General features: G+C 50.6%; 21 protein-coding genes. 18 read left to right on the forward strand and 3 right to left on the reverse strand.

Going from position 1 to position 26,942, the window contains the following annotated elements:
* The first annotated feature begins 266 nt into the window (after nt 1–266).
* The 6 genes from BLQ32_RS17110 to BLQ32_RS17135 all read left to right on the forward strand — a co-directional run bounded on the left by BLQ32_RS17110 (nt 267) and on the right by BLQ32_RS17135 (nt 8,180).
* Nucleotides 267–1,616 carry a dihydrolipoamide acetyltransferase family protein gene (locus BLQ32_RS17110; RefSeq protein ID WP_074511403.1) on the forward strand — a complete coding sequence of 450 codons (1,350 nt, stop codon included), beginning with the start codon at nt 267–269 and terminating at the stop codon, nt 1,614–1,616.
* A 99-nt stretch (nt 1,617–1,715) separates the two neighbouring features.
* Nucleotides 1,716–3,410, forward strand: a complete 1,695-nt coding sequence (locus BLQ32_RS17115; protein ID WP_083335391.1) for a methylmalonyl-CoA mutase family protein — start codon at nt 1,716–1,718, stop codon at nt 3,408–3,410.
* Between the two features lies 1 nt (nt 3,411).
* The gene (gene scpA, locus BLQ32_RS17120) at nt 3,412–5,559 is read left to right on the forward strand and encodes a methylmalonyl-CoA mutase (RefSeq protein WP_074511405.1); all 2,148 of its coding nucleotides are present in this window, start codon (nt 3,412–3,414) and stop codon (nt 5,557–5,559) included.
* Complete coding sequence (meaB, locus tag BLQ32_RS17125) at nt 5,559–6,626, forward strand: methylmalonyl Co-A mutase-associated GTPase MeaB (protein ID WP_074511407.1); 1,068 nt, start codon at nt 5,559–5,561, stop codon at nt 6,624–6,626. Before scpA ends, meaB begins: the two co-directional genes overlap by 1 nt.
* A gap of 65 nt (nt 6,627–6,691) precedes the next feature.
* A complete protein-coding gene (locus BLQ32_RS17130) occupies nt 6,692–7,132 on the forward strand; it encodes a BrxA/BrxB family bacilliredoxin (protein ID WP_074511409.1) in 441 nt (146 codons plus the stop codon).
* A 55-nt stretch (nt 7,133–7,187) separates the two neighbouring features.
* Nucleotides 7,188–8,180, forward strand: a complete 993-nt coding sequence (locus BLQ32_RS17135) for an aromatic acid exporter family protein (RefSeq protein ID WP_074511466.1) — start codon at nt 7,188–7,190, stop codon at nt 8,178–8,180.
* A gap of 36 nt (nt 8,181–8,216) precedes the next feature.
* Here the strand turns inward: BLQ32_RS17135 and prli42 are convergent, their stop codons facing one another.
* A complete protein-coding gene (gene prli42, locus BLQ32_RS19890; protein ID WP_152911803.1) occupies nt 8,217–8,312 on the reverse strand; it encodes a stressosome-associated protein Prli42 in 96 nt (31 codons plus the stop codon).
* A 169-nt stretch (nt 8,313–8,481) separates the two neighbouring features.
* Here prli42 and mce point away from each other — a divergent pair, with 169 nt between their 5' ends.
* The 5 genes from mce to rnz all read left to right on the forward strand — a co-directional run bounded on the left by mce (nt 8,482) and on the right by rnz (nt 14,054).
* The gene (gene mce, locus BLQ32_RS17140; RefSeq protein WP_074511411.1) at nt 8,482–8,880 is read left to right on the forward strand and encodes a methylmalonyl-CoA epimerase; all 399 of its coding nucleotides are present in this window, start codon (nt 8,482–8,484) and stop codon (nt 8,878–8,880) included.
* Nucleotides 8,881–8,895: 15 nt separating this feature from the next.
* The gene (locus tag BLQ32_RS17145) at nt 8,896–10,437 is read left to right on the forward strand and encodes an acyl-CoA carboxylase subunit beta (RefSeq protein WP_036809207.1); all 1,542 of its coding nucleotides are present in this window, start codon (nt 8,896–8,898) and stop codon (nt 10,435–10,437) included.
* Nucleotides 10,438–10,530: 93 nt separating this feature from the next.
* The gene (locus BLQ32_RS17150) at nt 10,531–11,646 is read left to right on the forward strand and encodes a M20/M25/M40 family metallo-hydrolase (RefSeq protein WP_074511412.1); all 1,116 of its coding nucleotides are present in this window, start codon (nt 10,531–10,533) and stop codon (nt 11,644–11,646) included.
* A gap of 199 nt (nt 11,647–11,845) precedes the next feature.
* Nucleotides 11,846–13,087 (forward strand): DNA polymerase IV, encoded by a 1,242-nt coding sequence (locus BLQ32_RS17155; protein WP_074511414.1) that lies wholly within the window; start codon nt 11,846–11,848, stop codon nt 13,085–13,087.
* A 7-nt stretch (nt 13,088–13,094) separates the two neighbouring features.
* Nucleotides 13,095–14,054, forward strand: a complete 960-nt coding sequence (rnz, locus tag BLQ32_RS17160; protein WP_074511416.1) for a ribonuclease Z — start codon at nt 13,095–13,097, stop codon at nt 14,052–14,054.
* Nucleotides 14,055–14,697: 643 nt separating this feature from the next.
* Here rnz and namA read toward each other — a convergent pair.
* Together namA and proC are read right to left on the reverse strand one after the other, a co-directional pair.
* On the reverse strand, nt 14,698–15,714 hold the full coding sequence (namA, locus tag BLQ32_RS17165) for an NADPH dehydrogenase NamA (protein WP_074511418.1): 1,017 nt from the start codon (nt 15,712–15,714) through the stop codon (nt 14,698–14,700).
* Nucleotides 15,715–15,770: 56 nt separating this feature from the next.
* Nucleotides 15,771–16,574, reverse strand: coding sequence for a pyrroline-5-carboxylate reductase (proC, locus tag BLQ32_RS17170; protein ID WP_074511420.1), 804 nt, complete (start codon nt 16,572–16,574; stop codon nt 15,771–15,773).
* A 768-nt stretch (nt 16,575–17,342) separates the two neighbouring features.
* On the opposite strand from proC, the gene BLQ32_RS17175 reads away from it, so the two are divergent.
* The 7 genes from BLQ32_RS17175 to BLQ32_RS17205 all read left to right on the forward strand — a co-directional run bounded on the left by BLQ32_RS17175 (nt 17,343) and on the right by BLQ32_RS17205 (nt 26,878).
* Complete coding sequence (locus BLQ32_RS17175) at nt 17,343–18,293, forward strand: MBL fold metallo-hydrolase (protein WP_074511422.1); 951 nt, start codon at nt 17,343–17,345, stop codon at nt 18,291–18,293.
* A 104-nt stretch (nt 18,294–18,397) separates the two neighbouring features.
* Nucleotides 18,398–18,961 (forward strand): YobA family protein, encoded by a 564-nt coding sequence (locus BLQ32_RS17180; protein WP_235525039.1) that lies wholly within the window; start codon nt 18,398–18,400, stop codon nt 18,959–18,961.
* 125 nt (nt 18,962–19,086) lie between these two features.
* Entirely contained in the window at nt 19,087–20,322 is a 1,236-nt protein-coding gene (locus tag BLQ32_RS17185) for an argininosuccinate synthase (RefSeq protein WP_175557144.1), read from the forward strand.
* On the forward strand, nt 20,319–21,692 hold the full coding sequence (gene argH, locus BLQ32_RS17190) for an argininosuccinate lyase (RefSeq protein ID WP_074511424.1): 1,374 nt from the start codon (nt 20,319–20,321) through the stop codon (nt 21,690–21,692). Before BLQ32_RS17185 ends, argH begins: the two co-directional genes overlap by 4 nt.
* Before the next feature lie 264 nt (nt 21,693–21,956).
* Nucleotides 21,957–23,237, forward strand: a complete 1,281-nt coding sequence (locus BLQ32_RS17195) for a Y-family DNA polymerase (protein ID WP_074511426.1) — start codon at nt 21,957–21,959, stop codon at nt 23,235–23,237.
* Between the two features lie 117 nt (nt 23,238–23,354).
* Nucleotides 23,355–25,109, forward strand: a complete 1,755-nt coding sequence (locus tag BLQ32_RS17200; protein WP_074511427.1) for an ABC transporter ATP-binding protein — start codon at nt 23,355–23,357, stop codon at nt 25,107–25,109.
* A complete protein-coding gene (locus BLQ32_RS17205; protein WP_074511429.1) occupies nt 25,109–26,878 on the forward strand; it encodes an ABC transporter ATP-binding protein in 1,770 nt (589 codons plus the stop codon). Before BLQ32_RS17200 ends, BLQ32_RS17205 begins: the two co-directional genes overlap by 1 nt.
* The last annotated feature ends 64 nt before the right edge of the window (nt 26,879–26,942 follow it).

The following is a 26,942-nucleotide window of genomic DNA, read 5'->3' on the forward strand; positions in this document are numbered from 1 at the left end:
ATAAGACGATCCGGCGAAGCGGCGTTCTTTGCCGCACAGTCGGAGTGGCTTATGTCCCGAGAAGCTGGCTCTTGCAGCTAGACAAGAAAAGCGGAAGCGCCTGCTCAGCTCCGACAAGCGCTGGAAGGCTGGGCAGTGATGGCGATTTTTGCCATCGTCGACCAGTCTGAAGCGTCTCGAGGAGCTAGGCGCTGCAGCTAGACAAGAAAAGCGGAAGCGCTACAGACGCTCCAAAGTACGATAAAAGCAGTTAAGGAGGAATCCCTTTGGCTATTGAAAATATAAAAATGCCTCAGCTAGGCGAAAGTGTGACGGAAGGAACGATTGAAAAATGGCTCGTTCAGCCCGGTGACCACGTCAATAAGTACGATCCTTTGGCGGAAGTCAACACCGATAAAGTAACAGCGGAAGTGCCATCTTCCTTTACCGGCACGATTAAAGAATTAATTGCTGCAGAAGGCGAAACACTGGCGGTAGGCGAAATCGTCTGCACCATCGAAACCGAAGGCGGCGACTCAGCTCCGGCAGCAGAAGCCGAAGCACAGCCTGCCAACGTCGGCAAAGAAAACGTCATGCCTGCAGACGACACCAAACCGACTTCCGGCTTGAACGGAACGAAAGGCTCTTCCCAGCCAGTACGCCCGGAAGGATCAAAAGCCCGCTATTCTCCTGCTGTTTTGCGCCTCGCACAAGACAACGATATTGATCTTGCACAAGTGCAGGGAACGGGCAATGAAGGGCGCATCACGCGCAAAGATTTGCTGGCGTTGATTGAAAGCGGCAATATCCCGAAAGCGGGAGATGCACCGGCAGCGAAACAGGAAGCTCCAGCAGCGCAAACAGAAGCACCTAAAGCGCAGCCGGCACCGACAACAGCTCCTGCTGCAAAATCAGCACCGATCGAAAGCGCTCCTGGCGATATCGAAATTCCGGTTACCGGCGTGCGCCGCGCAATCGCAGCCAATATGCTGAAGAGCAAGCACGAAGCCCCGCATGCTTGGATGATGATCGAAGTGGACGTAACGGATTTGGTTTCCTACCGCGATTCCATCAAAGGCGAATTCAAGAAAAAAGAAGGGTTTAACATTACGTATTTCGCGTTCTTCGTGAAAGCCGTATCCCAAGCGTTGAAAGAATTCCCGATGATGAACTCGATGTGGGCTGGCGACAAAATCATCCAGAAAAAAGACATCAACATTTCGATTGCTGTTGCTTCGGACAATGCATTATTCGTACCGGTCATTAGAAATTCGGATGAAAAGTCGGTTAAAGGAATCGGCCGCGACATCAATGAGTTGGCATTAAAAGCGCGCAACGGAAAATTGGGTTCTGCAGACATGCAAGGCGGAACGTTTACGGTCAACAATACCGGATCGTTCGGCTCTATTCAGTCGATGGGGATCATCAACCATCCGCAAGCGGCAATCCTGCAAGTCGAGTCGATCGTGAAGCGCCCGGTCATTATGGCTAACGGCATGATGGCTGCACGCGATATGGTCAACTTGTGCTTATCGCTTGACCACCGCGTACTTGATGGACTTGTTTGTGGACAATTCCTCGGCCGCGTCAAAGAAATCCTTGAAAATATGAACAAAGAAAATACGTCCGTTTATTGATGGAAAGCTGGGAGTCTGCGGACTTCCAGCTTTTTTCTCTTTAATGTGAGCGTTTACTCAGGTAAAATGGGAAGAGATATCCTTTAAGGAGGGAACAGTTTGACAATCGAATCGATGAAAAAGACTCAATTTTCGGAACGTACATACGAAGAATGGCGGGAAGCTGCTGAAAAAGCGCTGAAAGGAAAGCCGTTCGAAAAAACTTTAAAAACACCCACTATTGAAGGAATCACACTCGAGCCGCTTTACACAAAAGAAATGCTGGACCGCCTCGACACATTTGTTTTTGACCAAACGAAAGCCGTGCAAAATGGCAAAAGGCTTCCGGGTTGGTTTGTGGCACAGGAAACACATGCAGCAACTGTCAGCGATTATTTGGTGGCAATCAAAGATGATTTGAAGCGCGGCAATGAAATGATCGTCTATCTCAGCTATCAGAACTTGGAATGGACTGATGCCGAGCTGAAAGAACTGGCAGAACTGATCGTCCATTATCCGCTGTATTTCCGTTTGGGATCTGACGACAACGGCATTCTCCGCGTCTTTGATTTTGTTGAGGAAGAACAACTCGGGCATGTGCAAGGCGTTATTTTTTCCGAAGCGGAAGTGGAAGTGCCGCAAAAAGTCCGCACTCAATTGATCGATACTGTGCCTGTACATAATGCCGGCGGAACAATTGTCCACGAACTGGGCGTTGCGCTCAGCATTCTCGCTGAGAAGATGGACCGCGGCAATTTCGCTGCCCAGGCAAAAGACCTGTGGGTGCGCTTTGCAGTGGATACGCAATTCTTCCAGGAAGTTGCCAAACTGCGGGCTTTCCGTGTTCTGTGGAACGCGTTCTGCTCGGCATACGGAGAAGAAGCGCCGGCCATTCCGGTGTTCACAGAAACGTCCGTGCGTTCTTACTCGAAATTGGATCCATATGTGAACTTGCTGCGCGCCGGCAATGCCACGTTTTCAGCGGTCCTTGGCGGCACGAATGCGCATACGGTTCATCCGCATGACTTCTTGACAGTGCCCGATGCGCAAAGCCGCCGAATCGCCCGCAATGTGCAATTGGTCATTAAAGAAGAAACTCACGTATCGCATGTATTGGATGCGGCGGCCGGATCTTACTTTATCGAAACCTTGACAAAAGAATTTGTCGATGCGGCATGGAGCTATTTCCTGGAGATTGAAGCCGCCGGCGGCTATTCCGAAGTCATCAAGTCGGGCTGGCTGACAGATGACATTCAGTCAAAATGGGTGGAGCGCAAAGAAAAAGTCGCTACCCGCGAAAATTCCTTGATTGGCACAAATATCTATGCCAATCCGCAGGAACCGGTTAAAGAAGGCCAAGTTGCTGAAAGCCATTTGGTTTATATGTCTGCTAAACGCTTGTCTTCGCCGTTTGAAAAACTGCGCGCACAAAGCAAAGAAAGACTTTTGAAAGCGGCTGTTTTGCATGTGGCACCATTAAAAACAGTGAAAGCCCAATCGGACTTTGTCCAAGGCTTTTTGGCTGTGGGAGGCATCGAACCACTTATCAGCCCGGAACTCTCAAATGCTGAAGAAGTTAACCGCTTCCTGTCAGAGAACGCCATCGACTACGCTGTCCTATGCGGGCCAAAAGAAGTGCTGGAAGAAATCATTCCGGCCCTGAATGCAGCGGCCTCTATTGACGTTGCAGGCAAGTACGGAAAAGACGATTTGAACCGCTGGGAAGAATTTGGCGTAACGGATGCCATTTACTCGGGCAAACACATCACTTCGAAGTTGGAACAAATTCTTAGCCTTGGAAAGGAGGCCATCTGATATGGGAAGACCGGATTTCAGTAAAGTGGATTTACAGAAATTAACAATCAATCAAGACGTGGCCATCCACGAGGAAGTTTTTGAAACGAATGAAGGAATACCGGTTAAGCCGGCTTATTCCCATGAGGACATCGCGGATTTGCAGGAAAGCCATCCTGGGTTTGCTCCGAACGTGCGCGGGCCTTACCCGACGATGTATGTATCGCGCCCATGGACCGTCCGTCAATATGCCGGGTTTTCGACAGCAGAAGAAAGCAACGCATTTTACCGCCGGAACTTGGCAATGGGGCAAAAAGGGCTTTCGGTCGCTTTTGACCTTGCTACGCACCGCGGCTATGATTCCGATCATCCACGCGTGGTGGGCGATGTCGGAAAAGCGGGCGTTGCCATCGACAGCGTCGAAGACATGAAAATCCTGTTTGACGGCATTCCGCTTGACCAGATGTCGGTCTCGATGACAATGAACGGGGCAGTTGTGCCGATCATGGCGTTCTTCATCGTGGCTGCAGAAGAACAAGGGGTCGGACCGGAGCAGCTGGCCGGAACGATCCAGAACGATATTCTAAAAGAATACATGGTGCGCAATACGTATATTTATCCGCCGGCGATGTCGATGCAGATCATCGCGGATATTTTCAAATACACATCCACCAAAATGCCGAAATTCAACTCGATTTCCATTTCGGGCTATCATATCCAGGAAGCGGGAGCCACAGCGGATATTGAACTGGCCTATACACTGGCTGACGGGCTCGAATACGTCCGTACGGGGCTCGCAGCAGGCATCGATATTGATTCGTTTGCACCGCGCTTGTCATTTTTCTGGGGAATCGGCATGAACTATTTCATGGAAATCGCAAAAATGCGCGCAGGCCGTGAAATTTGGGCGAAAATGATGAAATCGTTCGATCCAAAAAACAGCAAGTCTCTTGCCCTTCGTACGCATTCGCAGACGTCCGGCTGGAGTTTGACCGAACAAGATCCGTTCAATAACGTGACCCGTACATTGATTGAGGCAAATGCAGCGGCAATGGGCCATACGCAGTCGCTCCATACCAATGCGCTTGATGAAGCGATCGCTTTGCCGACGGATTTCTCCGCCCGCATTGCCCGCAATACGCAGTTGTTCCTGCAGGAAGAAACGATGATGACCAAAGTGATTGATCCTTGGGGCGGTTCGTACTACGTCGAAAAACTGACGCAGGAATTGATGGAAAAAGCATGGCAGCTGATCGAGGAAGTCGAAGAACTTGGCGGCATGGCCAAAGCGATTGAAACCGGCCTTCCGAAAATGCGCATCGAAGAAGCAGCAGCGAAAAAACAAGCGCAAATCGATTCAAATGAAGAAGTGATCATCGGCGTCAACCGATACCGCTTGGACGAAGAAGATCCAATTGATATCTTGAATATCGACAATACCATCGTGCGGAAAACACAGATTGAACGCATTGAGCAGATGAAAGCTTCGCGCGACAACGACAAAGTCCAGGAAGCATTAACCCGATTGACGGCGGCTGCACAAAGCGGCGACGAAAACATTTTAGAATGCGCCGTTGATGCGGCGCGCCTGCGTGCCACTCTGGGTGAAATTTCCGATGCGATCGAAGCAGCATCCGGAAGACATAAGGCGGTGATCCGTTCCGTGAGCGGCGTATACAGTTCCAACTTCTCGAACCAGCAGGAAATCGAAGTCGTCAAAGAGATGACCGAAGACTTTATTGAAAATGAAGGGCGCCGTCCGCGTATCCTGATTGCGAAAATGGGGCAGGATGGCCATGACCGCGGCGCGAAAGTTATTGCGACGGCATTCGCCGACCTCGGCTTTGATGTGGATATCGGTCCGTTGTTCCAGACACCGGCTGAAACAGCGCAGCAGGCCGTAGAAAACGACGTACACGTCATTGGCGTCAGTTCACTGGCAGCCGGCCATATGACGCTTGTGCCGGACTTATGGGCAGAATTAAAAAAAATCGGCCGCGAGGATATCTTGATCGTTGTCGGCGGCGTTATTCCGGCGCAGGATTATGAATTCCTGCGCAACAACGGAGCGAGCGCCATCTTCGGGCCAGGTACCGTGATTCCTGTGGCCGCGCAAAAAGTGATTGAAGAAATCTACGTGCGCCTGGGATACGAGGAAGTGGCCGACTGATGGACCGCGAAACAAGGACTCGCCGGGTAATGGAAGGGGTCAAAGCCGCCCATGACGGGATGATGGCCTCGCCGCGGAAACGATTCAAAAAACCGCAGGACAACCCTTTCGAGTACGACAACATGGCCGTAGGGGTCCGGAGCGGTTCGCGCCTGCATTTAGGAAAAGCGATTACGCTTCTTGAAAGCTCGAATCCGGAGCATAAAAAACACGGCCAGGAATTGCTGAACCGCTTACTGCCGCATACCGGAAACTCGATTCGGATCGGCATCACGGGGGTACCAGGCGCCGGCAAAAGCACATTCATCGAGACGTTCGGCGAAATGCTGACGGCGCTCGGGCACCGTGTGGCAGTCCTTGCCATCGATCCTAGTTCTTCGATCACCGGCGGCAGCATCCTGGGCGACAAAACCCGTATGGAAAGCCTGGCGCGCAACCCGAAAGCGTTTATCCGCCCTTCGCCGACAGCAGGTACGCTCGGCGGCGTCCATAAAAAGACGCGCGAGACGATGCTGTTATGCGAAGCGGCTGGATACGATGTGATCTTGGTCGAAACGGTGGGCGTCGGGCAAAGCGAAACGCTCGTCCGCGGCATGGTGGACATCTTTATGCTGCTCGTGCTCACCGGCGCCGGGGATGAACTGCAGGGCATGAAAAAAGGGATCCTGGAGCTGGCGGACGCCATCGTTGTCCACAAGGCGGACAGCCACAACGCTGAACTTGCCAAAAAGACGGTGCGTGAATACAAACAGATCCTGCATTTCCTGCAGCGGGCGACTGAGGGATGGAAAACGCAGGCCTTGCCTGCTTCTTCTCTTGAAGGAACCGGCATTTCGGAAATCTGGGACATGGTCAAAGACTTCGAAAGCACGGTCAAAGGCAGCGGCTACTGGAAAAAGCGCCGGCAGAACCAGACGAAAGACTGGTTCAATTCCATGATCACCGACGAATTGTTGAGCCGTTTTTACGGGGATGCCGAGCGCCGGAAGCAAGTGGGCACACTCGAGCAGAAAGTGCTTCAGGATCAGCTGACGGTGGCGCAAGCCATTGCGGAATTGTTCGAGTAAGCTTTTTTGCATGTCTTTTCAACTCCTGCTATGATTAATGAAGGAAATGATAAGGAGTGATAGAAATGGCAATGGATTTTAATTTTCTTATGAATGATATTACAAAGCAGGCACGCCAGGAAATGGTGGACGCTGGCTATACAGAACTGACAACACCTGAAGAAGTGAAGGACGTTTTTTCTCAACCCGGCACTAGCCTTGTCATGATCAACTCAGTATGCGGATGCGCAGGAGGCATCGCCCGTCCGGCAGCCGTACATTCTGTGCATTACGACAAACGCCCTGACCGCTTGTTGACGGTATTTGCAGGACAGGACAAAGAAGCGACAGCACAGGCACGCGCAATTTTCGGCGAAGACCATCTTCCGTCTTCTCCATCGTTCGTTCTTTTGAAAGATGGCAAAGTGGCCGATGAAATCGGGCGCCATGAAATTGAAGGCCATGATCCGATGTCCGTTATTACGCACATCCAAGAGCTGTTTGAAGAGCATTGCAAAGAAATCTAAAACGAATGCCCCTCAAAAAGGGGCATTTTTTTATGTCGGCGAAAAGGAGCAGAACATGAAACTGAAACTGAAACGATTTTCTATTGGCTACCGGACAATGAAAACCGCTGCAGGGGTGGCGATTGCGATTTCCCTGGCGCAATTTTTTAACTTGGATTATTATGTTTCCGCCGGGATTTTGACGATTTTGTGCATTCAGCCGACGAAAAAGAAATCCATCCGCGCGGCATTTTCACGCTTTGTGGCGAGCTTGATCGGCATCGCCTTTGCATTCGTCTTTTTGGAAAACATTGCTTATCACCCGCTGCTGATCGGGCTGATGATTTTGGTATTTATTCCGGTGCTCGTTTCCTTGAAGTTTTCAGACGGCTTTGTGTCCAGTTCGGTCATCTTGCTGCATATTTACGATTCCAAAAACCTGACGCTGGATCTGTTCTTGAATGAACTTTCTTTGATGGCCGTCGGCTTCGGGACGGCGCTGGCGGTCAATATGTACATGCCGAGCATTGAAGGGAAACTCAATACGTACCGCTATGATATCGAATCGCTGTATTCTTCCATCTTCCAGGAAATTTCGATTTTCCTGCGGCAAGGAGAGTCGAACTGGGACGGAAAAGAATTGACCCAGAGCACGGAACTGCTGAAAAAAGCGAAGGCGCTGGCTTATCAGGATGTTGAAAACCACGTGACCCGTCTCGAAAACAAGTACTACCACTATTTCGACATGCGCGAACAGCAGCTTGAAATCATTGAGCGCATCCTGCCCAAGATTACCGCACTTCCGGTTATTATCGGGCATTCGCATTTGGTGGCTGATTTTCTGGAAGACTTGGCAAGCCACGTCCATTCCGGCAATACCGCTTACCGCTACATCAGTAAATTGCAAGCCGTCAAAGATGAATTTGCCGGAATGCCGCTGCCTGACAGCCACGAAAAATTTCTGGCGATGGCGGCGCTCTACCAAGTGATCGAAGAAATGGACACGTATCTGGAAATCAAATCGTCCTATAAAGGCTTCACCAACAAAAAGACAGCTGAAATCGGATGATTTCAGCTGTCTTTTAATGTATTCGATTAGTGCTAGTTAAATGACAAAGCTTAGTCCCATCATTAATGTGGACAATAGCATGATGCCAATCATCGCATAGACGATAAACTTACGGAATGCAGGGTTGTTCATGAACGCAATGCTCCTTTGGTCTCCATAATGGCTTTTAAGAAATAATACCATAAAACGAGACAAATTTGTAGCTCTACGTTCGGCCGTTTTCCAAATATTCAAGTAGCCCCTTTAGTTTTAGCAACGGAATAGGTACAATAAAAGAGAACATAAAAAAGGAAGTGAGAAAATGAAAAAAGTCGACCATATTGGAATCGCTGTACGCAGCATTGATGAAGTCCTTACATACTATACCGAAACACTGGGCTGTCCATTGTTGAAAATTGAAGAAGTGTCATCCCAAAAGGTGAAAGTGGCTTTTATCGATGCCGGCAATATTAAGCTCGAATTGCTGGAACCGCTGGACGATACGGGCGCCGTTGCCAAGTTTATCGAAAAACGGGGAGAAGGCATCCATCACATCGCTTTCGGAGTGGAAAACATCGAGCAGCGCATGGCAGAACTGCGCGACAAAGGCGTCCAGCTTTTGAGCGAGCATGCAGGTCCTGGAGCAGGCGGGGCAATGGTTGCCTTTTTGCATCCGAAGTCATCAAACGGAGTATTATACGAACTTTGTGAAAAGCAATGATTGAGGAGTGGAGAAATGGACATTTACGAAAGAATCAATGAGTTGTATGACCGCAAACGCGAAATTGAGCTTGGGGGCGGCGAAGAACGCATCGACAAGCAGCACGAAAAAGGCAAACTGACTGCCCGTGAACGCATCGAACTATTAGTGGATGAAGGTTCCTTTGTCGAGTTGAGCCCGTTCGTGGAACACCGCACAACCGATTTCGGGATGGGTGCAGGACCGGGTGAAGGGGTTGTAACCGGTTACGGCAAAGTGAACGGACGTCCAATTTATTTGTTCTCCCAGGACTTCACGGTATTTGGCGGAGCACTTGGTGAAATGCATGCCCAAAAAATCGCGAACGTCATGGATTTGGCGGCGAAAAATGGGGCGCCATTCATCGGCTTGAACGATTCCGGCGGCGCGCGCATCCAGGAAGGCGTTTTGTCGCTTGATGGCTACGGCCATATTTTCTACCGGAATTCCATCTATTCCGGGGTTATTCCACAGATTTCCGTCATCATGGGACCTTCAGCTGGCGGCGCGGTGTATTCACCGGCCATCACGGATTTTGTTTTCATGGTCGACAAGACGAGCCAGATGTTCATCACAGGGCCGAAAGTCATTGAAACGGTGACAGGCGAAAAAATTTCATCTGAAGATTTAGGTGGATCGAAAGTACATACAGCAATTAGCGGAAACGCTCATTTCCGTTCGGATTCCGAACAGGACGTATTGCAGATGGTGCGCCGCTTGATCAGCTACCTTCCACAAAATAACCAAGAAATGCCGCCGCGGCTTGAAGTGGATGCGGAAGACGATTACCGTCCGGATCTCGCTGATATCGTTCCTTACGAAGCGATCCGGCCGTACGATGTCCGCAAAGTTGTGGAGCAAGTGGTCGATGCCGATAGTTTCATGGAAGTTCAGCCGGAATTTGCCCGCAATATCGTCGTCGGCCTCGCACGCATCAAAGGCGAAACAGTCGGCCTGGTGTGCAACCAGCCGAAAGTGATGGCCGGCGGGCTTGATATCGACTCGTCAGACAAAGCGGCACGTTTTATCCGCTTCTGTGATTCGTTCAATATTCCGTTGATCACGTTTGAAGACGTGACCGGATTTTTCCCGGGCATCAAGCAGGAACACGGCGGCATCATTCGCCACGGCGCAAAAATCCTCTATGCGTATTCAGAAGCGACCGTGCCGAAAATGACGGTCATTCTGCGTAAAGCATACGGCGGCGCTTATGTCGCACTTAACTCCAAATCAATCGGCGCTGACCTGGTATTCTCATGGCCGAACGCGGAAATTGCGGTGATGGGGCCACAAGGTGCGGCGAATATCATTTTCGCCCGTGAAATTGCAGCGAGCGACAATCCGGAAGAAACGCGTGCAGCAAAAATCGAGGAATACCGCGAGAAATTCGCCAATCCCTACGTAGCAGCAGCGCGCGGCATGGTCGATGACGTCATCGATCCGCGGGAAACACGCGTCAAATTGATTCAGGCGCTCGAAATGATGCGCAACAAGAAAGATACGCGCCCAGCGAAAAAACACGGCAATATGCCCTTATAACGAACAACTTCAATCAGCGGGGGCTTCGTTTCCCGCTGATTGTTCATTGATTCAACCGGGCGCACAAGCCCAAAAAGAAAGAGGTCCTAATTTATGAAAAAAGATCGACTGTTGAACGAATTCCTTGAATTGGTGCAAATCGATTCGGAAACAAAAAATGAAGCGGAAATTGCCGCTGCGCTGAAAGAAAAGTTGAGCGAACTCGGGTTTTTCGTACAAGAAGACGATTCCTCAACACGTACAGGCCACGGCGCCAACAACTTGATTGCCACGCTGCGGGGAACCGCTGCGGATATACCGGCCATTTATTTCACCGTCCATATGGATACGGTTGTTCCGGGAAAAGGCGTCAAGCCGGAAATCCGCGACGGCTATGTGTATTCAGACGGTACGACGATTCTGGGTGCAGACGATAAAGCCGGCATCGCCGCTTTGTTTGAAATGATCCGCAGCATTCAGGAACAGCAAATTGAACACGGTGATATTCAGCTGGTCATCACAGCAGGTGAAGAAAGCGGCTTGGTGGGAGCGAAGGAAATGGATTCTTCTTTGCTGGTTGCCAAATATGGCTACGCGGTAGACAGCGACGGCAAAGTCGGCGGCATCGTGACATCGGCACCGTACCAGGCGAAATTGTGGACGACCATCTACGGCAAGACAGCCCATGCCGGTGTGGCTCCAGAAAAAGGCGTTTCAGCCATTACCATTGCAGCAAAAGCGATCGCGAAAATGACGCTCGGGCGCATTGATGAGGAAACGACTGCCAATATCGGCCGTTTTGAAGGCGGGCAAGCGACAAACATTGTCTGCGACGAAGTGCACATCCTGTCAGAAGCGCGCTCGATCAAAGAAGACAAGCTGGCGTCCCAAACGGCGCATATGGAATCTGTTTTTGAAGAAGTGGCCGAACAAATGGGGGGGCGTGCGGAAACAGAAGTCAAACTGATGTATCCGGGCTTCCATTTTGACGAAAATGAACGCGTCGTCGAAATCGCCAAAAAAGCAGCAGCCAATATCAATCGCCCGGCGCCGATTTTGATGAGCGGCGGCGGCAGCGATGCCAATATTTTCAACGGCCATGGCATACCAACGGTCAACCTTTGTGTCGGCTATGAAGAAATCCACACAAAAAAAGAGCGCATGCCGATCGAAGAACTCGAAAAACTGGCAGAAATGCTGATTGAAATCGTGAAGGAATCGGCACTTTAATGGAATGATTGGAAAACCGCAACTGCAGCCGGAAAGCCGGCAGCAGCTGCGGTTTTTTTATGGACAAAAGTTCTCATGAATCGTAATTGATTCACTCCTGGCCGTCTGGATTGGAACCGCTATTCTGACAATACGGAGCAGCAAGCATCCACGCTTTTCATATGGTAAACTGGAAGAAAACGAAAGTGAAGCGATTTCTATGGCTGGCCGAGTGATTTTCCATATTGATATGAATAGTTTTTACGCCTCGGTCGAGCAGTCGCATGACCCTTCTTTGAAGGGCAAAGCCATAGCGATTGCAGGCAATCCGAAAGAGCGGCGCGGCATCATCGTGACGTGTTCTTACGAAGCGCGGGCGCACGGCATCTACACCACGATGCAGGTGCATGAAGCGAAGCGGAAGTATCCGGAACTGATCCTTTTGCCGCCAAACTTTGAGCGCTACCGGGCGGCGTCGAAAGCGATGTTCGAAATACTGCGTTCGTATGCCGATCTGGTGGAACCGGTATCAATCGATGAGGGCTATGTTGATGTGACGGAGCTTGCAAAAGAACGCCACGCGTTGTCGATTGCGGAGGAGATCCAGCAGCGCATGAAGTCGGAACTGGATTTGCCGTGTTCGATCGGCATTGCACCGAATAAGTTTTTGGCCAAAACGGCATCCGATATGAAAAAGCCGATGGGCATTACCATCTTGCGAAAACGCGACATCCAGGAAAAGTTATGGCCGTTGGAGGTCATTGAAATGCACGGCATCGGCGAAAGCACCGCGGCGAAACTAAAACGCTTGTCAATCGAAACCATCGGCGATTTGGCGAATGCCAATACCGGCCTCGTCAAAGAAAAAATGGGCAAGAACGGGCTGCGGCTCCAAAACCGGGCGAATGGCATCGATGACCGGATCGTGGATCCTGAGTCCATTTACGATACGAAAAGCGTGGGCACTTCCACCACGCTGCCGGTGGATGAAACGGATGAAGAGCAGTTGAAAGTGATTTTCCGCCAGTTGAGTGCAAAAGTGGCCAACCGGCTGGAAGCCAAAGAACTGGCAGGCCCGACCGTCAGCATCCAGACGCGCAGTTCGGAGTGGCAAAACCATACCCGCAGCATCACCTTGAAAAATACGGTCTGGAAAAGCGACGATATTTTCCGCCACGCCTGGCAATTGTTCACAAAAAACTGGAACGGGGAACCGCTCCGACTGGTCGGGGTCACGGTTTCAAACGTCAAGGACAAAGGCGATATGACCGAGCAATTGTCGATTTTCAATTTTCAGGAGCATGCCAAAGAAGAGCCGATTCTCGATTTGATGTCCAAGCTGGAATCGAAATTCGGCAAAAATGTCCTGGTCCGCGGCGCAAAATACAAGAAGACCTCTTACGACTCGAAAACCAGCTTCAGCAAAGATTTTCTCGACGATCACGACCACAATAGAAAGTAGGGACTTTATGCAGTTATTATTTCTTGGCACAGGGGCAGGCATGCCGTCCAAGCAGCGCAATACGAGCGCGCTTGCCCTGAAACTGCTGGAAGAGCGCGGAACAGTCTGGCTGTTTGACTGCGGAGAAGCGACCCAGCATCAGATTTTACATACTACGTTGAAACCCCGCAAAATTGAAAAGATTTTCATTACCCATTTGCACGGCGACCACATTTTCGGCTTGCCTGGCCTGCTTGGTTCCCGCTCGTTCCAAGGAGGAGACGAACCGTTGGAAATTTACGGTCCGACGGGCATCAAAGAGTTTGTGGAAACTTTCCTGCGCATCAGCCGGACGCACTTGACGTACGACATCGTGTTCCATGAACAACTCGAAGGCGTCATTTTTGAAGACGGCACCATGCGGGTGGAAGCGGCATTGCTTGACCACGTCATTCCGTCGCACGGCTTCCGCATTACGCAAAAGCCTTTGCCGCCCAAATTGAATATGGAGCGCGCCACTTCTCTCGGTGTGCCGAAAGGGCCGCTGCTCGCAAAACTAAAAGGCGGGGAAGCCGTCGTGCTTGAAGACGGCACCACAATCAAAAGTGAAGACGTTACAGAAGCGTCCCAACCGGGATTCGTTGTCGCCATTCTTGGCGACACACGATATTGCGAAGCCGCCGTCTCGTTAAGCCGGGATGCAGACGTTGTCGTCCACGAAGCCACTTTTGACGCGGAAACACAAAAACTGGCGAAAGACTATGGCCATTCCACCATACTCGATGCCGCAAAAACAGCCAGCCGCGCCGGCGCGAAAACACTCATTGCCAACCACATCAGTGCCCGGTTCTTGCCGGACGATGAAAAAATTCTGATCGCCCAAGTGAAAGATGTGCATCCACGTACATGGATTGCCCGCGATTTTGCGGAATACGAATGGCACCAGCAGGCACACGAATTAAAGAAAAAAATGGAAAACCATCGCTAAGCGATGGTTTTTTTTGGTTTTTAAAAGTTTTTAATGGAAATAATAGAACAAACGTTCGATTTGTGATAAAATAAAGGTACAGCTGCATGAGGACGGTTTGGCCATTCCCGGAGAAAGGGGGTGGTGACATGACGATTTCAGAATCATTTGCTCTTGTTTTCACGAGCATTGGACTCACGATCAGTGCAGTGACTTTGGTCGTTTCCATGATTTTGGCCATGAACGAAAAAAAATAACCGTCCCTTGTGGTAGAGGAATGACGGTTATTTTCAGAGCCTAGTTTTCCAGCCAACCGCTCACGCGCGGCATGCAGCTGGCCGAATGCTTCGGCATTCGGTTTTTTTACGCTAGTTTCAGTATACTAAATCTCTCTGGATTTTTAAACACTTTTTGTTCTGAAAATACAGAAATAATAGAACATACGTTCCTATTGTGATAAAATAAATATACAGCTGCAGGCAAGGGACTTGGCTATAAACAAAGAAAATAACCGTCCCTTGTGGTAGAGGAATGACGGTTATTTTCAAAGCCAAGATTTCCAGCCAACCGCCCATGGTGCGGCATGCAGCTGGCCGAATGCTCCGGCATTCGGTTTTTTTACGTTACTTTCAGTATACTAAATTCCAGGGATTTTGCAACTGCCTTATACCCAGCCGCGCTTATAGGGGGTGGGCGCTTCTATATCGGCATCCAGCTCTTTTGCGGCCGTATAAGCCCAGTAAGGGTCGCGAAGCAGTTCCCGCGCCAGGAAGATCATATCCGAACGGCCGTTTTGCAAGATTTCTTCTGCATGCAACGGGCTCGTGATCAAGCCGACCGCTCCTGTAGCAATCGGCGTGCCGTTTTTGATGGTTTCCGCGTACTGCACTTGATAGCCCGGATAGACAGAAATCTGAGCCGGCACAAGTGCTCCGGAACTGACATCAATCAAGTCTACACCCTGTTGTTTCATCCATTGCGCCATTTCCACATATTGCTCCGGCGTCATGCCGCCTTCGGTGTGATCCGTTGCTGAGATGCGGACAAACAACGGGCCGTCCCATACTTCGTTGACGGCGTCGATCACTTCGCGCAGGATGCGGTAGCGGTTGTCTGCAGACCCACCGTATTCGTCGGTGCGTTTATTGGAAAGCGGCGACAGGAACTGATTGATCAAATAGCCATGCGCCGCATGGATTTCAATCACATCAAAGCCCGCTTCTTTGGACCGTCTAGCGCCTTCTTTGAAGGCCTGGACGGTTTCTTTGATTTCTTCTGCCGTCATGGCATGCGGCGTCTGATATTTTTCATTAAAAGCAATCGCGCTTGGTGCCTGGATCGGCTCTTCCAAATCCGCTTTGCGGCCGGCGTGCGCCAATTGGATGCCTGTTTTTGCACCGTTTTGTTTCATCAGCCGGACAATCTCTGCAAGCCCTTCAACATGGCTGTCATCCCAGATGCCCAAATCTCTCATGGAAATGCGCCCTTGCGGCTGGACAGCTGTCGCTTCTACAATGATCAGCCCGATTTGGCCGACAGCACGCGTCGGATAGTGCACGCGGTGCCAGTCGGTCACTTGTCCATCTTCTTGGTCGCTTTGGTACATGCACATCGGTGCCATAACGATGCGGTTTTTAAAAGTGGTGTTTTTAATGGTCAGTGGTTCAAATAATTTAGCCAATACAATTTCCTCCCCTTTAATGCCAAACGAGTCGATATCTAGTATAGCAAAAGGAATTATTCAAATTCGCGTCCCAAGGCTTGGGAGCGGCTGGATGCCTGCTCTATGCATTCTCCGATGATGCGCTTGAAGTCGTTTTTCTCCAGGGAAGCAATGCCGGCTGCGGTGGTGCCGTTCGGACTGGTCACTTTTTTCCGCAATTCTTTAAAATCTGCCTGCTGCAGCATGTCGGCAGCGCCGGCTATCGTATGGCGCACAAGTTTAGTGGCGTCTTCCACCGACAGGCCGCTGTTGACGCCGGCTTCAGTCATTGCTTCTGCAAAGTAGTAAACAAAGGCAGGCCCGCTGCCGGCAACCGCTGTCACGGCATCAAGCTGGCTTTCCTGGACGACGGTGACGCTGCCGATCGAAGAAAGCAGATCACGCAATTCGTATTGCTGGTCCAACGTCACTTGTTTGCTCCAGGCGACGCCGGTCGCCGACTTGCCAATTTTTGCCGATGTGTTCGGCATGGCGCGGGCAACCGGCAAATCGCCGACCAGCTTTTGGATGGTCTGAATCGATACGCCCGCCACAACCGACAGAACGACGGTGCCGGGGGATAAGTGTTCCTGAATGCCGCCCAGTGCAGCCCTCACGTCTTTCGGTTTCATTGCCAGCAAAATAAAATCGGCATTTTCCAGTTCCGTTTTTTCTTTTTGGACAATATTGACCCCGTATTCATCCCGCAGGAATTCCAGACGTTCAACATCTGATTTGTTCATTACGGAAATATTTCTTGGGCTTAGTATGCGTTTATTGATCCAGCCGTGAATCATGGATTCTGCCATGGATCCGGCTCCTACACAAACGATGTTCATTGCGGTCACTTCCTTTTCTTTTCTTTAAACGGATGGTTTGGATTTTGTGGTTCTTATGTATTTGGGGCGTGGGGCATTGGATTTTAATGGCTCGTTTCGCATTTCGATGCCGCTTCGCTAATCCATCTTATGCCTGTCGGAGCTGATCGGGCACCTCCGCTTTTCAATGTCTAACTGCAACGGCCAGATTCTCGGGTCATAAGCCGCTCCGGCTGTGCGGCTGAAAACATGCCGCTTCGCCGAATCGTCTTATGCCTGTCGAATCTAAACGGCCGTTTCCGTTTTTCCGTTGTCTAGAATCCGGTGCCCAGCTCCTCGGGTCATAAGCTGTCTTGGCTATGCGGCTGAAAACATGCCGCTTCGCCAATCCATCTTATGCCTGTCGGAGCTGATCGGGCACCTCCGCTTTTCCAATAAAAAAAGCGCATTCGTCCCTGCTTTGCAAGGACGAAAACGCTTGGTTTCCGCGGTACCACCTAAATTTGCCGGCGAGCGGCACTTCTCGAGCTCTTTATCGCAGAGATACGGCCGTGTTTGCACGGCAGCTCGAAAGCAGGTTCGAGAAGGGAGCGGGGATGCGCGTTTCAGCTGGAGCGCACTCTCTTGGCACCATCACCTTCTGTACTGGTCTTTTTCTTCGCCTGTCTATATTACCTGAATTATAGAGGGAGTCTCAATTGTTTGTCAAATGCTCTTTGGTGCGTGACGAAACAGAAAAATATCGGTATGATAGGTGAATAGCGATTCAGTTTCAAGGGAGATGGAGAAATGAGTTTACATAAGATAATTATACCGACACCCTTTGCGGTCGGCGACGTGAATTCCTATTTGATCAAAGGGGACATGCTGACATTGATTGATGCCGGACCAAAAACACCGGAAGCATGGCTTGCGTTGAAAGCGGGACTGAAGGAAGCCCATGTTGAACCGAAAGATGTGGAGCAAGTTGTGCTGACGCATCACCACCCGGACCACGCCGGCTGGGTCGACGGTTTTGACAATGCCAAATTATACGGACACCCCTATAATGATTTATGGCTGAGGCGCGACCAGGCATTTTTGGACTACCACGATGCCTTTTACCTCGAACGCCTGAAAGAAGAAGGGGTTCCGGAAGAGCTTTGGTTTTGGGTCAAGAAAATGAAACGGCCGCTGAATTTGATGGGCAGCCGGCCGCTGGATATGTCGATTAATGAAGGCGATGCACTGCCCGGGCATGAAGAATGGCATGCGATGGAAACGCTTGGCCACGCACAAAGCCATTTGTCGTTTTGGAATCCGGAAAGCAGAGAAATGATCGGCGGGGACCACGTGATTGCCAAAGTGTCTTCGAATCCGCTGATCGAGCCTCCGCTTGATCCTGCTGATGGCCGTCCGAAATCGCTGCTTCAATATAATGCATCGTTGGGCCGTTTATTGAAAATGCCGATCGATGTGATTTACAGCGGACATGGCGAAGAAGTGCGGAATGTCCATGAACTGGTCGCAGGGCGTTTGGAGAAGCAGCATCAGCGTGCGCTGAAAGTGCTCGATATGCTGGGCAGCGGTGAAGAACAGACCGTATACGACTTGACGAAGCAGCTGTTTCCATATGCCTATGAAAAAGAACTGGGATTGACCTTGTCTGAAACAATCGGACAAATCGATTATTTATTGGAAGACGGTTTAATCGCAGAACGGCTGGATGATTCAGGGATTTTCCGGTATTCGAAAGTCTAAACGGTTTCTATTGCACCGAGCACTTTCAGCGGTTAAAATGAACCTGTTGGACTTTTCAAAAAATGCATAAAAACAGCGAAGATTAAAGTGAAAAGGAATGGGTTATGTTGAAAAAATTAAGCATCTTGATGGCAAGCCTGCTATTTCTGGCTGCGTGTTCTGACGACAAGGCCGCTGAGCCTGCTGCAGACAAGCCAAAAGAACAGCAAGCAGCGACTGCCGAACAACAGCAGGAAATGTCAGAGGAAGGGTTCATTACGCAAGTGACGCAGGAGAACCAGATCCTGGTGAATAATATTTATTTTACGATCCCGAAAGATGTGAAGGTCCAGTTTGATAATGGTACCGAAACGACCGAAGGGGTCATCAGTGATATCAGAACCGGCATGAAAGTCAGCATCGATTATAACGGGCCGCTCGGCGAAACCTTTCCTATGGAAGGCGAAGCCCAAACCGTCTCCATTTTGAATGATGAAGAGTCTGCGGAGCAATCCGAGGCGCTTGTCGCTTATATAGAAGGAGAACAATTGTCGAGCCTGGTCATACTGGGCCAGCCGATCGTCCGGGACAATGAAATCGGATTCCTGTTCAATAATATGATTGACGGGGAAATGACGGAAGTGCGCATCAACATGGATACACATGAATATACAGTCGGTGGAAAGTAAAAGCAGCTAACGCTGCTTTTTTTTATGCAAAAATATGAATTAATTTACTTGCACTTATAAATAGTACGTGCTATTATATGTATATTCACATCACATAACTGTATAAAAATACATTGGAGGTTTTCATATTGAATAAAAAAATAGTACTCGCATACTCAGGCGGTTTAGATACATCGGTGGCCATTCCATGGCTGAAAGGACAAGGCTACGACGTTGTCGCGGTTTGCCTGGATATCGGGGAAGGCAAGGATTTAAACTTCATTAAACAAAAAGCGCTTCAAGTCGGCGCGGTGGAAAGCTACATGATCGACGCAAGAGAAGAATTTGCCGATGAATACGCACTTATTTCATTGCAAGCCCATACTTTATACGAAGGCAAATATCCGCTTGTGTCGGCATTGTCGCGTCCGTTGATTTCCAAGAAATTGGTTGAAATCGCAGAAGAAACCGGTTCAACTGCTGTTGCCCACGGCTGTACAGGCAAAGGCAACGACCAGGTGCGTTTTGAAGTATCGATCAAATCATTGAATCCGAATCTTGAAGTTGTAGCGCCGGTCCGTGCATGGGCTTGGTCGCGTGACGAAGAAATCGCTTATGCCAAAGAGAACAATGTGCCGATTCCGGTCAACTTGGACAGCCCGTTCTCGATTGACCAAAACCTATGGGGACGCGCCAACGAATGCGGCGTCTTAGAAGATCCGTGGGCTTCACCGCCGGAAGAAGCTTATGACATTACAAACGCTTTGGAAAACACACCGGATACGCCGGATGTGGTGGAAATTGAATTCGTCAACGGCGTGCCGGTTCAGTTGAACGGCGTTTCGTACACATTCGCGAACCTCATTCTGGAATTGAACAAACTGGCCGGCAAACACGGCGTCGGCAGAATCGACCATGTGGAAAACCGTTTGGTCGGCATCAAATCACGTGAAATCTACGAAGCTCCAGCGGCCATGACCTTGATTGCGGCACATAAAGAGCTTGAAGACATCACGTTGGTAAAAGAGATGGCGCATTTCAAACCGGTCATCGAGAAAAAATTGACGGAATTGATCTACGAAGGATTGTGGTTCTCACCGCTTCGTACTGCTCTGCAGGCCTTCCTGAAAGAAACACAAGTGTTTGTCAACGGCACGGTGCGTGTAAAATTGTTCAAAGGCCATGCCATCATCGAGGGGCGTAAATCGGCTAACTCGCTATACAGCGAGCAATTGGCGACGTACTCTACAGATGATACATTCAACCACGACTCGGCTGTCGGCTTTATCGAATTGTGGGGCCTTCCGACTGTCGTCAATTCCATGGTCAACAAAAAAGAAGTCGTTGTTCCTGAAAACGTGAAAGTAGGCGTTCAATCATGACCAAACTGTGGGGAGGCCGTTTTCAGAAATCGGCCGAACAGTGGGTCGATGAGTTCGGAGCTTCAATTTCTTTTGATCAGAAACTAGTCATGGAAGATTTGGAAGGCAGTACGGCGCATGTGAAAATGCTGTCGGCCTGCCAGATCCTTACGGAAGACGAAGCGTCGCTGATCCTATCGGGCCTTGAGACTTTGAAAGAAAAAGCGCAAGCCGGCGATCTGGAATTCAGTGTTTCGAATGAAGACATCCACTTAAACTTGGAAAAGCATTTAATCGATGAAATCGGTCCGGTCGGCGGCAAGCTGCATACGGCAAGAAGCCGCAACGACCAAGTCGCGACCGATATGCATCTTTATTTAAAAAATCGGGTAAAGGAAATCATCGAAGCGGTTACGGCTTTCCAGTCGGCGATTGTGGAGCAGGCCGAAGCACACGTGGATACCATTGTGCCCGGCTATACGCATCTGCAGCGCGCGCAGCCCATTTCATTTGGCCATCATTTGCTGACGTATTTCTGGATGCTCGAACGCGATAAAGAGCGCTTGTCTGAATCGCTGAAGCGCATTGATTTGTCGCCGCTTGGCGCGGGTGCCATGTCCGGCACGACTTTCCCGATTGACCGTGAAATGTCTGCCGGCTTCCTTGGATTTTCAGGCGTCTACCAAAACAGCCTGGACGCTGTCAGCGACCGCGATTTCATCGTGGAATTTTTGAGCAATGCTTCGATGCTGATGATGCATATGTCGCGTTTCGCCGAAGAAATCATTCTTTGGTCGAGCGAAGAGTTCCGTTTCATTGAACTGGACGATGCGTTTTCGACCGGCTCAAGCATCATGCCGCAAAAGAAAAACCCGGATATGGCGGAATTGATCCGCGGCAAGACGGGGCGCGTCTACGGCAATTTGTTCGGCTTGCTGACCACTTTGAAAGGCCTGCCGCTTGCCTACAATAAAGATATGCAGGAAGACAAGGAAGGCATGTTTGATACCGTCCACACGTTAATGGGGTCGCTGCCGATATTTGAAGGCATGGTCCGCACGATGACGGTCCGCACCGATTCGATGGAAAAGGCCGTGCATTCGGATTTCTCCAATGCCACAGAGCTTGCCGACTATTTGGCGGCAAAAGGCATGCCGTTCCGCGAAGCGCATGACGTGACCGGCAAACTGGTATTCACCTGCATCCAGCGCGGTTATTTCCTGAAAGATTTGCCTCTTTCGGATCTGCAGGATGCAAGCCCATTGATTGGCGAAGACATTTACGAAACCTTGAAGCCGAAAACTGCCGTTCAGCGCAGAAATTCGCTCGGGGGCACAGGATTTGATCAAGTACACCATCAACTGGGACTTGCCAAGCAACTCATCGGGTGAAAAGTCCAATCATATACGCCAGATGCGCTTGGTACCCGCATCTGGAAACTGAAAGCCGATTTTCCTCTCCCCTAAGGAAAATCGGCTTTTACAGTTGGTTTGAACCAAAACGGCTTGCCTCTTCCACAAGGGCAAACCGTTTTTTCTTTGCCCACTGGCTTCGGAAACAGCCGCTGCGGGTTTGAGTTCCGCCCAAAACGGTTATTGATTAAGAACAAGTGTTCCTATATGCTTAAAGGAAAGAGAAAAAAGGGGGCGAAAGGCATGTATGAAGGATTGGAAACAAGGCCGATCATTTGCCTCGACATGCGAAGTTTCTACGCCAGCTGCACAGCGATTGACCTTGGCCTTGATCCATTGACCGCCTGCATTGCCGTCATCGGCAACCAGGAGCGGCGCGGCAGTGTGGTGTTGGCCGCTTCGCCGGTGCTGAAAAAAGAATTCGGCGTGCGGACCGGCACCCGGCTCTTCGAGATTCCGGACGATCCGCGCATTATGAAAATCGAGCCGAAAATGGGCTTTTTTCTGGATGTATCCATGGAAATTACCCGTTTGCTGAAGGAATATGTACCGACTGAAGCGATCCATGTATACAGCGTCGATGAAAGTTTTGTCGATTTAAGCGGCACCCGAAAATTATGGGGGACGCCGGAGCAGTTGATTGCCCGGATCCAGGACGATATCATCCGCCAGTTCTGTTTGCCTTCGGCAATCGGCATGGGCCCGAATATGCTGATGGCAAAATTGGCGCTTGATTTGGAGGCCAAAAGCAGAGGGTTTGCAGAATGGACTTTTGCAGATGTGCCGGAAAAGCTATGGCCGGTCGCACCGCTCAGCAAAATGTGGGGAATCGGTTCACGGCTTGAAACCACATTGAACGGCATGGGCATTTTTTCTGTCGGCGACTTGGCGCACACGGACTTGGTGCAGCTTGAAGCCAGTTTCGGGATACTGGGCAACCAGTTGTACCACCACGCCTGGGGCATCGATTTGTCCGAGCTTGGCCCGCCGATCATCGAAGGGCAAGTGAGTTACGGAAAAGGGCAAATCCTGTACCGCGATTACACAACTGCCCGGGATATTTTGACGGTGCTTCTTGAAATGGCAGAAGATGTAGCCAGACGGGCGCGCACGGCGGGGAAAGCGGGTCGGACGGTAACGCTGTCGGTCGGATACAGCAAAAAAGCGTTCGGCGGCGGTTTCCACCGGGCCCGCACCATTGACGAAGCGACCAATGAGACATTGAAAATATATGCAGTGTGCAAAGAGCTGCTGGAGGAGTTTTATGACGGCCGCCCGGCGAGAAGGCTCGCCATTACATTGACAAAGCTCGAAGACGAAACGTCGATGCAGTTGAGTTTGTTTGAACAGCGCAAATGGCAGACGCGAAAACTCGGGGAAGCGATGGACCAGCTGCGCTCAAAATACGGGCCGACCGCCGTCTTGCGGGCGGTTTCCTATACAGAAGCCGGCACGGCACGCGAACGTGCCCGCCTGATCGGCGGCCATAATGCAGACGGCAGCTTTGAAGAACCGGAAGACTGACGCCTGCTCAATTTATTTCAAAACTCGAATTATTTTCTATCTTTCCATAAATAAGCTTGGTAAAATAAAAAAAGAATCCACTCATACATATATTTTAAAGAGCAAGGGGAAAAGAAGATGCGCGTTTTTTGGGAGTTGGGCTGGTTTTTCAAAGAAAGAAAAAAGCAATACATAACCGGAGTCATCCTGCTTTTGTTTGTGGCATTTCTCGGAGTGCTGCCGCCGCGCATTATCGGGTTTGTCGTGGACGAAATCGGACGGGGCACATTGACGCCCGCTTTTTTGGTGAAATGGCTGGGGATACTCGGCGCCTCGGCGCTTTTGATGTATGCGCTCCGCTACGCCTGGCGTTTGATGATCTTCGGTTCATCGATCCTGCTGGCACAGAATTTGCGTGAGCGGCTGTTCACCCATTTCACCCGGATGTCGCCGGCGTTTTACCAGAAGCGGCGGGTCGGGGATTTGATGGCGCATGCCACAAACGATTTGCAGGCGGTGCAGCAGACAGCCGGCATCGGCGTTTTGACGCTGGTCGATTCGATTGCGACGGGCGGCTTTGTCATTGCGGCGATGGCCCTTACCGTCAGCTGGAAATTGACGTTGATTGTGCTGCTGCCGATGCCGCTGATGGCGTATATGACCAATTATTACGGCAAGCTGCTGCACGAACGCTTCCACGGGGCGCAGGAAGCCTTTTCAAGCCTCAATGACAAGACGCAGGAAAGCATTTCCGGCATGAAAGTCATCAAAACATTCGGGCAGGAGAAGCAGGACATTGACGACTTCAAAAGATTGTCGGACCGTGTAGTCGATGAAAACATCAGGGTGGCCCGCGTCGATTCGCTGTTCGATCCGACCATTTCGGCGATTATCGGCGTCTGTTATTTCCTGGCGCTCGGATTTGGTACATATTTTGTCATGAACGGCGAAATGACCATCGGCGACATGGTGGCTTTCACGACTTATCTTGGCTTGTTGGTTTGGCCGATGCTTGCTTTCGGCTGGCTTTTCAATATCGTCGAACGCGGACGGGCTTCCTATGACCGGATCCGCCGTTTGCTTGCAGAACCGGTCGATATCGATGACCGGGAAGACGCCGTTGACGTGCGCCCGCAAGGCGATATCGTCTTTTCGCTTGAACAATTCCAATTCACCGGCGACGACCGGGCGGCGCTCCGGGATGTTTATTTCACCTTGCGCCGCGGAGAGACGCTTGGCATCGTCGGAAAGACCGGTTCCGGAAAATCGGCAATTTTGCGCCTGCTGCTGCGTGAATTCGACCATTACGACGGCGACATCACGTTTGGCGGCATTTCGGTCAACGACTATAAAAAACAGCAGCTGCGAAAAGCGATCGGCTATGTGCCGCAGGACCATTTCCTGTTTTCCACAACAATAGCCGGCAACATCGCTTTTGCCCGGCCGGATGCCGCCATGGAAGAAGTGCACGAAGCGGCAAAGCTTGCCCATATCCATCAGGATATCCTGAATTTTACGGAAGGCTACAGCACGGTTGTCGGAGAGCGCGGGGTGTCGCTGTCAGGCGGGCAGAAACAGCGGATTTCCATTGCCCGTGCCTTGATGATGCGGCCGGAACTGCTGATCTTGGACGATTCCTTGTCAGCGGTTGATGCCAAAACGGAAGAAGCGATTCTTTCTTCTTTGAAAAAAACACGGACCGGCGCAACGACAATCATCACCTCCCACCGTTTGAGCGCGATTCAGCATGCGCATCAGATCATTGTCATGCATGAAGGCACAGTCGCTGAAATCGGGACCCATGACCAATTGATGAAGAAAAAAGGGCGTTATTACGAAATGTATGAGCTGCAGCAATTGGAAGCGCTCGTCGAACAGGGAGGCGAGGCGTAATGGAAAAACCGAAAGAATTGACCGGCAAAGACCAGTGGCTCGTCTTCAAACGCTTATTGAAGTACTTGGCGCCGCATAAGAGGATGCTGGCCGTCGCCATGTTCCTCTTGGTGCTGACCGTCATTGGCGATGTGCTCGGGCCGGTGCTGATCAAGACGTTTATCGACGATTACTTGACGCCCGGCTCGTTTCCAACGGGCCCGGTTGCCGGGCTCGCGTTGGGCTACTTTTTCATCCAGGTTTCCAATGTCGTCATCAGCTATTTCCAGCTGCTGAAATTCCAGGAAGCGGCATTGAAAATCATTCAGCAGCTGCGCATCGATGTCTTCACGAAAGTCCAAAATCTGGGCATGCGCTATTTCGACCGGACTCCTGCCGGCAGCATGGTGTCACGCGTCACCAATGACACCGAAGCCATCAAGGAAATGTTCGTCAGCGTGCTGATCGGATTTGTGCAAAGCATTTTTTTGATCGTCGGCGTTTATATTGCGATGTTCTTCCTGAATGTCCGGCTCGCCCTTATCACGCTATTGGTGCTGCCAATACTTGTATGGATCATGTACTTGTACCGCAAATACAGTTCGGAATTCTACCAGGATCTTCGCGAGCGGCTCGGGCAGCTGAATGCCAAATTGTCTGAATCGCTGCAGGGAATGGGCATGGTCCAGGCATTCGGCCAGGAAGCGCGGCTGCAGGATGAATTCAATAACATCAACGAAAAACATTGGCAGGCGGGCAAGCGCAACATCAAATTGGACGGCTTGCTGCTGCATCCGGCGATTGACCTGGTGTATGCGTTGGCACTGATCCTTTTGCTCAGCTATTTTGGTGTGACATCATTTACAAATACGGTAGAAGTTGGGGTCCTGTACGCTTTTGTGGCGTACATCAACCGCTTTTTCGAACCGGTCAACCAGGTCATGGAGCGGCTGTCGATTTTCCAGCAGGCGATTGTTTCGGCATCCCGCGTTTTTGAATTGCTCGATGAAGACGACTTGGCGCCGGCGCAAGCCGGGGCAGGCGGCGAGATTGTGGACGGGAAAATCGAATTCCGCAATGTCAGCTTTTCGTATGACGGCAAAGGCGATGTATTGAAAAACATCAGTTTCACGGCAATGCCGGGAGAAACCGTGGCGCTTGTCGGCCATACAGGAAGCGGAAAAAGTTCCATCATCAATTTGCTGATGCGGTTTTACGAGTTTGAACGAGGCGATATCCTGATTGATGGGCAGTCGGTGAAAGAATACCCGGCAAAAGAGCTGCGCAGCAAAATGGGGCTCGTGCTGCAGGATCCGTTCCTGTTTTATGGCACAATCGACAGCAATATCCGCTTGCATGACCACAGCATGCCGGATCAGACAGTCCAGGCTGCAGCGCAGTTTGTGCAAGCCGACCGTTTTATCAACGAATTGCCGAAAGGCTATCAGCAGCAGGTGACGGAACGCGGATCCACCTTTTCAAGCGGGCAACGGCAGCTCGTCGCATTTGCCCGTACAATGGCCACCGATCCCAAAATACTGGTGCTCGACGAAGCGACAGCCAACATCGATACAGAGACGGAAGTGGCAATCCAGGTCGGGCTTGAGCGGATGCGGCAAGGGCGGACGACAATCGCGATTGCGCACCGCCTCAGCACGATCCAGGATGCGGAACTGATTTTGGTGTTGCACCACGGGGAAATTGTCGAACGCGGCACCCATCAGGAATTGCTGGCGAAACGCGGACTGTATCATAAAATGTACCTGCTTCAAAACGGCATTGTGGAATAAAAGAAGGGGACGGCTGCGGCCGTTCTTTTTTAATTTCAGAATAAAAGGCGTTAATCCCTAATAC

This window comes from Planococcus glaciei (genome assembly GCF_900099655.1).
In the GTDB taxonomy this organism is placed as follows: Bacteria; Bacillota; Bacilli; order Bacillales_A; family Planococcaceae; genus Planococcus; species Planococcus glaciei.